Origin of the sequence: Oceanobacillus sp. FSL W7-1304 (genome assembly GCF_037969805.1) — a bacterium.
Taxonomy (GTDB): domain Bacteria; phylum Bacillota; class Bacilli; order Bacillales; family Amphibacillaceae; genus Oceanobacillus; species Oceanobacillus profundus.
Window position 1 is genome coordinate 3,883,827 of record NZ_CP150211.1, and the last position, 14,736, is coordinate 3,898,562.

Consider the following 14,736-nt stretch of genomic DNA (forward strand, 5'->3'; position numbering starts at 1 on the left):
TATCTAACCAATAGAATTGGTATTAGATAAAGGTTTAACTTCATGAAGCAAGTGAAACAGGAAAGGGGAATTATCAGATGACAACATTTGATCTCATTATTAGAAATGGAAAGATTGTAACAGCAGATTCAATTGTTTCAGGAGATATAGCAGTTAAAGAAGGGAAAATAGTTGAGGTTTCCAATGATAAGGCTATCGAAGGAACTGCTGTGAAAGAAATCAATGCAGAAGGATTACATATCTTACCTGGCTTAATTGACTCACATGTACATTTTAACGAACCCGGAAGAACAGAGTGGGAAGGACTAGAAACAGGAAGTCGAAGCCTAGCTGCTGGAGGCGCAACATCATTCTTTGATATGCCATTAAACAGTACACCGCCTACTATTAACAAAGCAAACCTAGATTTGAAAAAAGAACGAGCTGAAGAGAAATCAATTGTCAATCCATACTACTGGGGTGGATTAGTTCCTGAAAACATCGCTGATTTAAAAGATCTTCATGAAAACGGTGTTATTGGATTCAAGGCGTTTATGTCACCAAGTGGAATTGCTGACTTTAATAATGTAGATGATGAATCCATTTTTAAAGGGATGAAAGAAATTGCATCACTAGGTTCTCTGCTAGCTGTTCACGCGGAAAGCACGGTAATATGTGACCAATTAGCAGCAGAAAAACAAGAGCAAGGAAAAACAACTGCCAGAGACTTTGTTGAATCAAGACCAATTATTTCAGAAATCGAAGCGGTTAGAAGAATTATTTCTTATGCAGAAGCAACTGGATGTAAGCTTCATATTGTGCATGCAAGCAGCCGTAAAGTTGTAGCAGTAATCAATGATGCGAAACAAAGAGGCGTTGATATTACAGTTGAAACATGTCCACATTATTTATCCTTAACTGTAAGAGACTTAGAAGAAAAAGGAGCAATAGCAAAATGTGCTCCACCACTTCGAGATGAGGATGAAGTAGAAGATCTATGGGCTTCAGTAGCAGCAGGAGAAATCAATGTCATTGCTTCTGACCATTCTCCAGCACCAGCATCCATGAAAACAATTACGGATAACTATTTTGAAGGATGGGGCGGAATCTCCGGAGCTCAATCTACGTTGAATATTATGCTAACAGAAGGTTATTTCAAACGTAACCTTCCATTAGAAAAAATTGTTGCATTAACATCAACAAACCCAGCAGAACTATTCGGATTAGAAACAAAAGGTACAATTGCTGCTGGTTTCGATGCGGATATAACACTTGTTGATCTTAATGAAGAGTTTGTACTGAAAGCAGAAGATTTAAAATATCGTCACAAGCATTCTCCATATGTTGGTAAAACATTTAAAGGAAATGTAAAAACAACAATCGTAAATGGAGAAGTTGTATTTACAAATGGAGAGATAGTAGAGAAATAAATCTTTATCCAGCATTAACTGGCTGTAATCCTTCACCTCTGAGTGTGAGGGAACAGCCCGTAAATTCCTGATTCTGTTCAACTAATTTAAGTGGGAGAGGTAAGGAAATCTCCACTTAATGAAGCTTCACTATATAAACATTCAATTAGAAAAGGGGTATTCAAATGGGATTTGATGCAGTAATTAAAAATGGAAATGTTGTACTTCGTGATGGTGTATATAATGTGGATATCGGAATTAAAAATGGAAAAATTGCTAGCATTGCAGAGGAAATTACAGAGCAAGCAAATGAAGTAATTGATGCAAAAGGTCAATATGTTATGCCGGGAATGATTGATACACATGTGCATATTAGTGAACCTGGCCGTACAGAGTGGGAAGGCTTTGAAACAGGTTCTAAAGCACTTGCAGCAGGTGGAACAACAAGCTATGTTGAAATGCCGCTTAATGCTATTCCAGCAACCATCAATAAAGAAACATTAGACTTGAAGCTAGAAGCTGCTAAAAGTCAGAACTATGTCGATTATGCATTCTATGGTGGACTTGTTCCAGAAAACATCGATCAGCTGGAAGAATTAGTAGATGCAGGCGTTCCAGCATTCAAATGCTTTATGTCTGCAATAACTGCAGAAGTTCCTGGCGACTTTGTTAATGTTGATGACTATGCATTGTATAAAGGCATGCAAAAATTAGCTGAATTGGATCAAATTCTATGTATTCATGCTGAAAACCCAACGATTACTGCGAAACTGGCAGATGAAATGGTGCGTGAAGGCAGAACAACAGCAATGGATTATGTTGATTCACGTCCAATTTTTACGGAAGTTGAAGCAGTTCAGCGTGCATTATTGTTTGCGAAAGAAACTGGATGCAAACTGCATTTTGTGCACATTAGTACTTCTGAAGCAATTCAGAAAATCCTTGAAGCACGCAGAGATGGTGTCGATGTAACAGTTGAATCATGTACACATTATTTTGCACTTACTGCAGAAGATGTAGAAGAAATTGGACCAAGAGCTAAATGCCAACCGCCATTGAGAAAAGCAAAAGACCAAGCAAGATTATGGGATGAGCTGATGGCAGGCAATATCGATTGGTTAACCTCCGATCATTCTCCATGTACAGAAGACCTTAAACAAGGAAATATTTTCGATGCATGGGGCGGAATCAGTGGTGCACAAAATAATGTAGATATTATGTTTGATCTAGCTGTTAAAAAACGCGGGTTACCCGTGCAAAAATTTGTGGATTTAATCGCAACAACTCCAGCGGAGCGTTTTAATTTACCAAATAAAGGTGAAATTGCAGTTTCCAAGGATGCAGATATCATTCTAGTTGATCCAAACAGCTCTTACACGCTAAACAGAGAAGATCTTTATTATAAAAATAAGCATAGTGCTTATGAAGGAAGAAACATTGACTGTCGTGTAACGAAAACGATTGTACGCGGAAATGTTGTTTATGATTTAGAACAAGGCATTGTAGGCGAACCAATTGGTAAGCTGATGACTGTGAATAACTAATATGATTTGCATTACAAAAGGTGTCCTTCCTAGGAAGGACACCTTTTGTATAAATTGCATATTTTGAAAGTTACTTCATCCTGACAGCACATTATGTTTAAAATAATGAGGAATAAATCACCCTAATAGATAGAGATTAAAAAAGGCAATTGTTATCTTTGCATAGAAAATAGCTGAGTTTAATAAGAGCTTGATCCCTTGTCTTATTGGACAAATCGCAAAGCACACTATTAAATTCTTCTCAGCTGCAGTACAAATTGAACAATTGGCTATTTAGAGTACATAAAAGATGAATATAAGTTGGTTAGTATGAACAATATACTTAATAAATTTAGTTGTAATCGACATTTACATGTAATTCAATTAATTTTACAATGAAATGCAGTACAGAGTTGGGAGCGGATACAACATAGCATATAGTTAGAGGATTTCTAAATTGTTCACATGGCAGTGTGAGCAATAAGGGGTATTTTACATAAATGCATGTCAGTAGTTTCACTTGTTTTCTGTACAAGTTAATAATAAAGGATGGGACAAGAATGGAGAAAACAGAGAAAAAGAAAAAATTTCAATTGCCTCATATTTATGTAATCTTATTCATTTTTAGTGCACTTGCTGCAATCGCTACCTATTTCGTACCGGCAGGTGAATTTGAGCGGGTGCCAGGACCGGACGGAAGGGAAACAGTGAATCCAGAGTCTTTTACACAAATTGAATCATCACCTGTAGGGATTGTTGACTTCTTGACAATCATCCCAAGAGGCTTAATTGAAGCTGGAGAAATTATATTTTTCACATTTATGATTGGTGGAATGTTCATGGTGCTGAAAAAAACAGGCATCATTGAAATAGTAGTTGATCGCTTAGCAAATCGTTTTGCTAATAAAAGTATTTTGATCATTCCTGTACTTACAACTGTTTTTGCAATCGTTGCTACATTAATTGGTACACCAGAATTAACACTTGTGTATATTCCTGTCATCATGCCACTGATGATTGCGTTGGGATATGACTCTATTGTTGCGGCAGCTATTGCTTTAATTGGGTCAGTAGTTGGTTTTACTGCGGGAGTACTTAATCCAGTGAATGTAGGATTATCACAGCAAATTGTCGGTGTTCCGCTGTTTTCAGGGATGAGCTTTCGCATCATTATTTTTGTTCTAACTGTAGCAGTTGCCTCACTTTACATCATGCGCTACGCTAAAAAAGTTAAAAACAATCCGTTAAATAGTTTTGTCTATGAAGATGATGTAGAGAAAAGAAAGCAATATCAACACCAGGATAAATTAGAAGTTAGGACAATGACAGCGAGACAAAAGTATGCATCTTTTGCAGCGCTCCTATTTATGGGAATCTTAGTCTATGGCGTACTTAATCATGGCTGGTTCATGGTCGAGATGGCTGGACTATTTGTCTTCATGGGTATTATTGTAGGTTTAATTTCAGGACTAAACTCAACAGAAATATCAGAAGGATTTACAGAAGGTTTCCGGGATGTATTAATGGGAGCTATTATCATGGGCTTAGCTCGTGGGGTTTCGGTCGCGCTAGAAGATGGTCATATTATGGATACAATTGTCTATAGCTTAGGATCGGTAGTTGGCGATTTTCCTGCTGTTTTCGGTGCAGTTGGAATGTACCTCGTTCAATTAACCATAAACTTTATCATTCCGTCTGGCAGTGGACAAGCACTAGTAACAATGCCGATCATGGGACCTTTAGCTGATCTTATCGGTGTGACGAGACAAACGGCAGTACTTGCCTTCCAGCTCGGAGATGGATTTGCACATATTCTTTATCCAACATCAGGATACTTTATGGCTGCTTTAGCAATTGCGGGTGTTGCTTGGCAAAAATGGGTAAAATTCTTCTTGCCGCTGTTTTTCATCTTTTCAGGAATCGCGATTATTGCATTAGTCATTGCCCAATCGATTCAATACACAGGCTGAACGAGCTAACATATAAAGGAAAGAGATTGGAACATAACCAGGGTGTTTAATTTGTGAACAATGCATAAACTTTGTGTAGGAAATATGCGTAAGGTATTTTTCAAATCGAAGTGTTTGCATCAATCACGTCTGAATTTCAGGTGATAAAAACACTTCGTTCCAGCTTCTTTCTTTTGAAGCTTTGTATTTGTATTTTGTTATTGTTTAATATGGATAAAAATGATTTATTTTTTTATCATAAATGGCATAGAAACAGTAGCTAGAGATAGGTATAATAAGTTATAGAGCTAATAGAAATTATATTTTAACGCTATCTTTTACAAAGATAGTGTGTGATAGAAAGGAAATGTAATATGACTGAGTTAAGTAAAGAGTTAACAGATATGCTAGAAACGCTAGGATCACATGGCAAGGATCCTGCAGGCGGAGTATCACGCTTTCTTTACACAGAGGAATGGGTTGCTGCACAAAAGTATTTAGAGAAAGAAATGGTGGATGAAGGCTTAGATGTACATTTTGACGAAATCGGAAACTTATTTGGTACATTGAAAGGGTCTAAATATCCTAATGAAACTATCCTATCAGGTTCTCACGTAGACACTGTTGGAAACGGCGGATATTATGATGGACAATTTGGTATCGTAGCAGCTTTCATAGCGATCAAACATCTAAAAGCAAAATATGGACAGCCTTTACGTAATATTGAGGTCGTCTCAATGGCTGAAGAAGAAGGAAGCCGTTTCCCTTACTCATTCTGGGGTTCAAAAAACATTGTCGGAATCGCCAAAAACGATGATGTAAGAAACATTACGGATTTTGATGGTGTTCCATTTGTAGAAGCGATGCATAAGGCTGGATTTGACTTCAGAGATGATACAAAAGGAATGCGTGAAGATTTTAAAGCATTTGTTGAGATTCATAATGAGCAAGGAAATGTATTAGAAACGGAAGAAAAATCAGTTGGTGTCGTTCACAGTATCGTTGGTCAACGTCGATTCAATATTGAAATCAGCGGCCAAGCAAACCATGCAGGTACAACACCAATGGGCTACCGTAAAGATACAGTTTTCGCTACGAGTCAAATGGTATCCGAAATAATTACTGCTGCAAGAAAGCATGGGGATCCATTAGTAGCAACTGTTGGTAAAATTGAAGTAACACCTAATGTTGTCAATGTTGTTCCAGGAAATACATTGTTTACACTAGATATCAGACATACGGAGAAAGACGCTTTAGTTCAGTTTACAGAAGAAGTATATGAAATACTAAATCGTTTAGCACAAGAGCACCAAGTAGGCTTAAATATTGACATGTGGATGGATGAAGATCCAGTGCCAATGGATAAGAATATCGTTGATCTAATGATTAAGCAATGCGAAGAAAATGGCTTAAATTATAAATTAATGCACAGCGGTGCGGGTCATGATTCCCAAATCTTTGCTCCTAAGATTCCGACTGCAATGATTTTCGTTCCAAGTCGTGATGGAATAAGTCACAACCCTGCTGAATATACAGAGCCAGCAGACTTAGCTGAGGGTGTAAAAGCATTAATGGGTGCACTGTACGAATTGGCTTATAAAGAGTAAGTTCGATTTTAAGGCTATTTTGGCAACTAAGTAACAACAAATTTTATAGTTTTTTGAAGTAAAACAAAAGCAAGAAGGAATACTTTTCTTCTTGCTTTTGTTTTAGGAAAATAAGAAAGTAAAAACCTAGCTATTTGCATAAATGCAACGAAGGCATTCACCGAAAGGTTGGTGAATGCCTAGTTTTCTAACCTATTCTTCGCTTTCCAAAATTGTTCCGATTAGTAAAGCAACTCGAATTCGAAGTGAATCTGTTGGATCTCGGAAGGAACAACCAAGCAACTCTTCCATCTTTTCAATCCGATACTTCACTGTATTTCGATGAACGTATAATCTTCTGGATGTTTCAGATATTTCACATTGGCAGTCCAAATACGTCTCCATGGTTTTTACTAAATCAATTTCCTCTTTCGTATTTGGGTAAGCGAGTGTTTTTAATGTGTTTTCGTATAAAGCCTTTAAATCCTTTCGAGGCAAGGTTGTTAACAATTCGTCAATCTCTCTTGTTCGGTAAAAATTAATAAAGCCAGACTTATTTAAATCATAGCCATTCATAATTGCATCCACTGCTTCGTAGTATGCGTTTGGAATATCAATGGGTGATTGAACTAAATTACTAATGCCAAATGAAATTGTGAGATTTCCATCTTGTAAATTCCTTTGCACATTTTCAACAAATTCAGTTACGCGATTGATTTCTGTTTCATTATAATTGGAAAATTGTAAGAGCATGACGAAATATTTTTCCTTTGTAAATAAAATGGCATCCATATCATTATTTACAATTTCGTCTTCCAGCTGGTCATAGATGCTATTATGAAGCTCAGCTATTTTTTTTTCATATAATTGCAATGCCTCATAGTTATCACCATCTGGATCAATTGTACAAATAATACTAATCGTATCCAGTTTATCATCGAGGCCATAGTAATGTGTGCGGCTTAAAATTTCCTCATTGGAGTGTATTCGTCTTTCAATTAGGTCTGCAAAAAAGTTGTTTTTCAATAATCGAGTATTTTCCTCAATTGCTTGTTCTTTTATAATCGTAAATGAGATAACATTACCAGCTTGTTCAATTGCCATTTGTGATGAAGGATATGGTAAAGTAGATGCATCGAGCATGACGAGCATACTGTTATGCTGCCTCTTTGTCTGTACTGGAAAGGTAGCAATCGATATCCCTTCACCAGTGGAGATTTTAAATGTGCCCCCCTGCCGTCCACGCGGTAAATCACTTTTTATTGCATGAACGATTTCTTCCTCCACAGTCTGCATGGATTCTTTTCGGAAATCATGACTATGGGCGATTTTTTCTCCTCTATGATTCAATAGCATGACAGGACGATCTAGAAAATGCCCCAGTTGCTCGACAAGAGAATTTAAACTATACTCCTTAAACATCATATCGGAAAACTGTTTTTGGACATGTAGTGCATAATAAAGCTGTTCTGCTTTATCATCATTTAAGTAATTCAATATGTGACGGGATAATTCACCTAAAGTTAGGTCTGTTGGAAGGTCGATGATAGGAAATGCTAATTCATTGGCTAGGAGTTTAACCTCTTCCGGTAGTTCCTTTAGAAAACGATTGATCTTGATGACGATGCCAGTACAATTTAAGTCATGCATTTGTCTAATTAGTTTACAGAGTTCTTGTGCATCGTCTTTAAAGGCATATCCTGAAGTAAGTAATAAATGGTTATTATCTAAAAACTGAATAACATCAGGTGTATCGGAAATATTGACAGATTGTACGTTTTTTGTTAATCCGCGATGACCAGCGATAACGGTACAGTCCTTCATTGCTTCTAAAATAAATAAATTATTTAACGTTTTCACTTTAATACCATCCCTTGTGCATTTGTTCTATTTCGTGCTGTTTCCATGAAGTGAAATACATTGTAATTATATACTTATTTAAGGTTAAAGTAAATAAAAAAGCAAAGGGCTTTTAGTCATTTTAAACAATGATATTTTTAATTGATTTGTGTAAAATAGATAGGTAGCGGTTAATTACGGATAATTTAATGAAGGATTTGAGGTACTAATTCATGAACGATTTTAATAAGAAGGCCATCCGAGGTGGAAATTCGTTAACTAGCTGGGAAGCAAACGCTACAAGTAAAATCGTTTTCCAGATTCTTAATGACCATTCAAATGGCACCGTTCACAGCGTTTTTAATAATAGCTTTAATTTGATTTTTGGTGAAAGAATGATTCATATTGGTTCCGTAGAGAATGGTGTAGCCCCATTTGGTATTGGGATGGAGCACATGAATGCACAACTGCTAACGAGACAAATCAAAGGAAATCTACCGGTTCAATGGGATGCTTTTAACAAGCAGTTAATTATTGGAAACAAACATCTCCTTTCATTAAATCAGGTGGTCCGAACAAATCATCTGCTGTCTGAACAATCGTTTAATACTACAAGTATTCAGCGCAATCTAGATTGGATAATTTCTAAACTACGTCATGAATCTTGGCAAACAGGATTAGCTCAGACAGTTGAAGAAAAGGAATATATTATCGATTATCTTTTATCGAGGAAAATTACAGATGCAAATCAATCGCTGTTTCGCAAGTTTGATGAGTTGGATTGTGTTGTGAAGAATTGTTACGGTCCGGATGTTCAAAATGTCTTTGATTATTGGATTGGTAGAGGATTAGGTCTTACACCAAGTGGTGACGATCTTCTTACTGGGATATGTGCAAGTCTTTCTGTTTTGCAGGGAACATCGAATCGCTTCCATTTACAGCTTAGAGGGTACGTGACACAATATGGTTTGCAACGTACAACACAAGTAGGTTATGAATACCTCTATTATGCAGCGCAGCATAAATATCATTCCCATTTAATTCAGTTTTGTTCGGCTTTGCTTACAGAACAGGAGTCAAGTTTATCAGCTGTTTTAGAGGAAATGAGGGCTATAGGACATACATCTGGAACAGACACAATAATTGGTGTGTTATTGGGGATGAAAATTGGACTCGTTGACTAACATGCTTTTTCGTTTTTGCCTTCTGTTTTGAAGTCGGGTAACTGGCTTGAAAGAACGAACATATGGAATATCCATATGGAAATATTACGTTAATATATTATTATAGGTTGGTGTTAATATGAAAGAGTTGCTAAAATCTAGTAACTGGGTATCGGGCTTACAATGGCTCTTTTTTATTTTTACAAATATTGTTGTCATACCGATAACAGTTGGAGCTGCATTTGAATTATCGCAAGAAACAATTGTTTCAATGCTTCAATTATCCTTCATTGTGACAGGGCTCGCATGTATCATTCAAGCATTGCTTGGTCACCATCGTGCAATTATGGAAGGGCAGTCAGGGCTATGGTGGGGAGTTATCCTTACACTTGTTAATACTGCTGTAGCACAAGGAATGCCATTAGATGTACTAGGTGGTAGTTTAACGGTTGGTATTATCATTTCCGGTGTTCTAACAATTTTGATTGGTATAACTGGAATTGGGCCAATACTTGCCAAGCTTTTTAACCCAGGTGTAATGGGTGTTTTTATGTTTTTATTTGCATGTCAATTGGTTGGAATCTTTCTGAAAGGAATGTTAGGTATTCCTTTTGGAAATGTTGAGGGCGAGGTTTATATTGATCCAGCTATTTCCATACTATCAATTGTAATTGCACTTATCGTTATTATTATTAGTATTAAGGGTTCATTAGAAATTCGAAAGTATGGTTTATTAATTGGAATAATTATTGGTTGGATTGCATATGCAATTATTTTCAAAACAGAATCTGTAGCAGGTGCCCAAGCAAAGGCATTCAGTTTTGAATTATTTCCGTTTGGAGCACCAGCATGGGATATTGGTATTATTTTAACGGTTGTTTTAACCGGCTTGTTAAATACGGCTAATACATTTGGTGCACTTAAAGGAACTGACAGTATGTATGGAAAAGAAGCAACGAACAAACAATACCGTAATTCGTTTACAATCACAGGATTTGTGACAGGTTTTGCTGGTATGTTTGGGCTTGTTCCATATTCACCGTACGTGTCATCGATTGGTTTTCTAAACCAAACTGGAATCATTAAAAGGATACCATTTCTTATTGGTGGATTTCTGTTCTTCATGATGGGTATTATTCCTGCAGTTGGAGCATTTTTCTCGACGCTTCCATTAAGTATTGGTAGTGCGGTTTTATTTGTATCTTATTTGCAGATTGTTATTTCATCTAGGAACTTCTTTAGGCTTGTTAAATGGAATACAAGAAATGTTTATCGTTCTGCGATTCCATTACTTGTAGGTATCATCATTATGACAATGCCGGCATATTATTTTAATTCATTACCGGAAATCATTCGTCCATTATTAAGTAATGGCTTAATCGTTGGTATTACACTTGCATTAATTTTAGAAAATCTAATATCATGGGATAAAGTCGACTAACATGGATGAAATTAATAGATATTGTACGGAATCAGAGGTTACTCATCTGATTCCGTTTTTTTATTTACTTAAAATTACAATGTTTCCGCGAAAATATGACCAAATTTATCGATCCTATAATATATTTTTGTTTAATACGCAAAATATAGATGATGAGCACCCAAATGAAGAGAAATAAAAGAGAAACGGTAACTCATAGGGGTTATGAGCACCCAAATGAAGAGAAACAAAAGGGAAACAGTAACTCATGGGAGCGATGAGCACCCGAATGAAGAGAAATAAAAGAGAAACGGTAACTCATGGGAGCGATGAGCACCCAAATGAAGAGAAATAAAAGAGAAACGGTAACTCATAGTGGCGATGAGCCCCCGAATGAAGAGAAATAAAAGAGAAACGGTAACTTATAGGGGCGATGAGCACCCAAATGAAGAGAAATAAAAGAGAAACGGTAACTCATAGTGGCGATGAGCACCCGAATGAAGAGAAACAAAAGAGAAACGGTAACTCATAGGGGCGATGAGCACCCAAATGAAGAGAAACAAAAGGGAAACGGTAACTCATAGGGGCGATGAGCACCCGAATGAAGGGAAATAAATACAGAATAACCCATCAATTTTTACGCAAGCATTAGTTAGCAGAGCGAATTTTCAGTGCTATTTACCCAACTGGTTCTTATGTAATAAGTCGTTATTTTGTGCAAATGTGATAAAAAGAAGAGACAAATTAGCAAAAATAGCATAATCACAATATTTTATGTCGGTTTTATATAATAAAAAACGATTTAGTTTGTACGTTATGAACAATGACATTATACCTGGAAGCGCTTATAATCAAAAGGGCTTAAGAGTTATCATAAACTACTTGATGACTTAACAATTATAAAATAGATAGATTGATGAAAAGGGGTTGAAAGCCAGTATGTCTACAAAAAATGATACACTGACTGTTGATGATAAAAAGAATTTACAGAGTCACGAAAACGATTCATTAAAGCCGAATACTGAAAAAGATAGGACGTTAGGTCCATTTGGCTATATGTCGATGTGGGTCGGTGACGGGGTTAACATGGGTAATATGACACTAGGTGCTAGTATCATCGTACTTGGTGTGGCAACATTAAATGCTGTTCAAACTTTTGCTGCAGCTTTGGTAGCGATTGGAATTATTTCAATAATATTTGCATTAAATGACAGACTTGGTTATCGAACAGGAATACCTTACGTTGTACAACTTAGAATGTCTTTCGGTGAAAAAGGTACAATAATATCCTCACTACTACGAGGAGTACCGGCAGTTATCTGGTATGGTATTCAAAGCTGGATCGGGGCAACGGCTTTAAATGAAATTGTTAAGATTGCCTCAGGCGGTTCGATCGATAACGTTGCAATTTGTTTTATCATATTACAATCTTTACAAATTGTGCTTTCTATGTTTGGATTCCATGCAATTAAATGGGTTGAAACGGTGGCATCTGTGGTGCTTATGCTAATTATAGCGTTTGTAGCTGTAGTACTTCTGAAAGATCATAGTGCTGTTATCGCAGATAGCTGGGTACGTGCAGAAGGATCATGGGGACTTCCATTCTTTGGATTTATTATGGTATTTATGGGTAACTATGCTGCGATTTTCTTAAGCGCTGCTGATTATTCAAGAGAACTTAAATCAGGGATTAGTGATAAAAAACGTGGGCTATTTTACTTCTTGCCAATTGCTATTTCATATGGTTCGGTAATTGTAGTTGGTGCAATGCTTGCGACTGCAACTGGATTCACAAACCCGGCAAGAGCATTACCAGCATTAATTGATAATACGTTTATTACGATCTTTATATCTGCTTTTATCGTATTTGGATCGGTTGCTGTTAATATGGTTGCGAATATTGTATCACCAACCTATGTAATTCAATTGTTTACAAAATTAGATTATAAAATTGCTGTAATTATAACTGGACTTTTAGGAATGGTTTCATTCCCTTGGTTGTTAGTACAAGACTCTTCCGCAAAAGGTCTCGACATGTTTGTACTTATTTATTCAGCATTTTTAGGACCTTTAGTTGCTATTCTATTAGTTGAATACTACCTATTAAGAAAACAAAAAGTGGATATAAAGAAATTATATGAAAAAGATGGACAATTTGCAGGCTCGAACCCAGCAGCATTTACTGCGATGTTAATCGGTGCAGCTGCAGCCTTCTCATTTGTTGATCTAGCATGGATAATCGGCTTTATTGTTGCAGGTATTTCTTATATTATTATTTCGAAATATGCATTTAAGGGTTCAAGGTTTAAAAAGGATACAATTTACGAAAATAAATAAATGATTAAAGGAACGCCTGTGGAGACAATAAATAATCCACAGGCGTTTTCTGTTGCGTGTATATTAAAAACTAAATGTTTATATTTTTACCTTTTTCATAATACCCTTGCATCACTTCTTGCGGTACCATGTTCCCGCCAGTTGCCCATATTAGATGGTGAGCCTGTTTCATCTTATCTGTCAGATTATGTTTTTTGATATAGTTTCGACCACTTTGCTGTGACATAAGCTGAACAGGACCATAAAACCCAGCTAGTGCAGATGGTTCTAAGAAGATGTCTTCTGTATCAGCCAAATCACGAAGCAAAGCATACAGTCTCGCATCTTGGATCGTATAGCAGCCACTTAGCAAATGTCTAATCGTTTCACCTACAAAACTGGAAGTCCTTCCTACAGCAAGCCCATCTGCATCAGTCTGGTTACTCAAGCCGAAGTCCTGAACAGAGATCTTGTCTTGAAGCCCTGTCAACTGACCCAGTAAAAAGCATGGGGAATTTGTAGGCTCTGCGAAAAAACAATGGACATGTTCTCCAAACTCAGCATGAAGACCAAAAGTAACCCCGCCTGGTCCGCCTCCAACGCCACACGGAAGATATACAAATAATGGTTGATCTGCATTAACTTCAATGTTCATCACATGTAATTGTTCTTTTAATCGTGAGGCGGCAACTGCATAGCCTAAAAAGAGATTTCTTGAGTTTTCATCATCAATAAAATGACACCTAGGATTATTTTCGGCTTGCTTTCTCCCTTCAATCACTGCTTTACTATAATCAGATTCGTATTCTATAACCTGAACACCTTTGCTGCGCAGAAGGTCTTTTTTCCATTGCTTTGCATCTGCAGACATATGTACGGTTACTTTAAATCCAAGTTGGGCGCTCATAATGCCAATGCTCAAGCCGAGATTACCCGTAGAACCAACTGAGATTTCATAGTTTGAAAACAACGTTCTAAATGTATCGCTGTCAAATTGGGTATAGTCTTGATCAACAGAAATATAATGATGCTTTGAGGCAACCTCTTCAGCATGCTTTAATACTTCATAAATCCCACCCCTAGCCTTGATGGATCCAGATATTGGTAAATGACTATCGCATTTTAATAGGAGGTCTTTTTGAAATGCAACATCATATTTTTGCTCCATTACTCTCTGCATGCTACGTATTGGTTTTATAGGTGACTCAATAATACCTTCTGTCTCCATAGTTTCAGGGAAAACTTTAGCTATATAGGGTGCAAAACGTTTTAGTCGTTCTGCTGCATCATCTATATCCGCATTTGTTAGTGTGTTTTTGGAGTTCTCCATTCGATATGCAGGGTTTGGCCAGAAAACTTCATCTGCATAGACTATTTCTTCAAGAATTGGATGTTGCTTCACCCATTGTTCCATTGTTTTATCTGCAATTAGTTTACTTACCATAACATCAATCCTTTCCATATAATTTACTGATAAATTCTGGCTTAATCTTCGAAATTTATTACTCCTAGATAGTCTATCATTTTGTTCCTCAATAAATCGAATGGAATT

The 14,736-nt window shown here is 36.7% G+C and carries 9 protein-coding genes; 7 read left to right on the plus strand and 2 right to left on the minus strand.

Translation table 11 applies throughout. The features are described from left to right. The first annotated feature begins 77 nt into the window (after positions 1 to 77). From NYE61_RS19240 to allC, 4 genes are all read left to right on the plus strand, one after another. Positions 78 to 1,409 (plus strand): allantoinase, encoded by a 1,332-nt coding sequence (locus tag NYE61_RS19240; protein WP_095313193.1) that lies wholly within the window; start codon positions 78 to 80, stop codon positions 1,407 to 1,409. Between the two features lie 164 nt (positions 1,410 to 1,573). Next, entirely contained in the window at positions 1,574 to 2,932 is a 1,359-nt protein-coding gene (allB, locus tag NYE61_RS19245; protein WP_251659357.1) for an allantoinase AllB, read from the plus strand. A gap of 539 nt (positions 2,933 to 3,471) precedes the next feature. Continuing rightward, positions 3,472 to 4,881 (plus strand): TIGR00366 family protein, encoded by a 1,410-nt coding sequence (locus NYE61_RS19250; protein WP_095313189.1) that lies wholly within the window; start codon positions 3,472 to 3,474, stop codon positions 4,879 to 4,881. A gap of 353 nt (positions 4,882 to 5,234) precedes the next feature. Beyond that, positions 5,235 to 6,467, plus strand: coding sequence for an allantoate deiminase (gene allC, locus NYE61_RS19255; RefSeq protein WP_118889826.1), 1,233 nt, complete (start codon positions 5,235 to 5,237; stop codon positions 6,465 to 6,467). A gap of 192 nt (positions 6,468 to 6,659) precedes the next feature. Here allC and NYE61_RS19260 read toward each other — a convergent pair whose 3' ends face one another. Then, positions 6,660 to 8,306 (minus strand): PucR family transcriptional regulator, encoded by a 1,647-nt coding sequence (locus NYE61_RS19260; RefSeq protein ID WP_095313185.1) that lies wholly within the window; start codon positions 8,304 to 8,306, stop codon positions 6,660 to 6,662. A gap of 212 nt (positions 8,307 to 8,518) precedes the next feature. On the opposite strand from NYE61_RS19260, the gene NYE61_RS19265 reads away from it, so the two are divergent. From NYE61_RS19265 to NYE61_RS19275, 3 genes are all read left to right on the plus strand, one after another. Next, entirely contained in the window at positions 8,519 to 9,469 is a 951-nt protein-coding gene (locus tag NYE61_RS19265; protein WP_118889825.1) for a DUF2877 domain-containing protein, read from the plus strand. A gap of 118 nt (positions 9,470 to 9,587) precedes the next feature. Continuing rightward, complete coding sequence (locus tag NYE61_RS19270; protein ID WP_251659350.1) at positions 9,588 to 10,889, plus strand: uracil/xanthine transporter; 1,302 nt, start codon at positions 9,588 to 9,590, stop codon at positions 10,887 to 10,889. A gap of 918 nt (positions 10,890 to 11,807) precedes the next feature. Beyond that, positions 11,808 to 13,205, plus strand: coding sequence for an NCS1 family transporter (locus NYE61_RS19275; RefSeq protein ID WP_251659348.1), 1,398 nt, complete (start codon positions 11,808 to 11,810; stop codon positions 13,203 to 13,205). A gap of 70 nt (positions 13,206 to 13,275) precedes the next feature. Here the strand turns inward: NYE61_RS19275 and NYE61_RS19280 are convergent, their stop codons facing one another. Beyond that, entirely contained in the window at positions 13,276 to 14,628 is a 1,353-nt protein-coding gene (locus tag NYE61_RS19280) for a D-serine ammonia-lyase (RefSeq protein WP_339316362.1), read from the minus strand. Between the last annotated feature and the right edge of the window lie 108 nt (positions 14,629 to 14,736).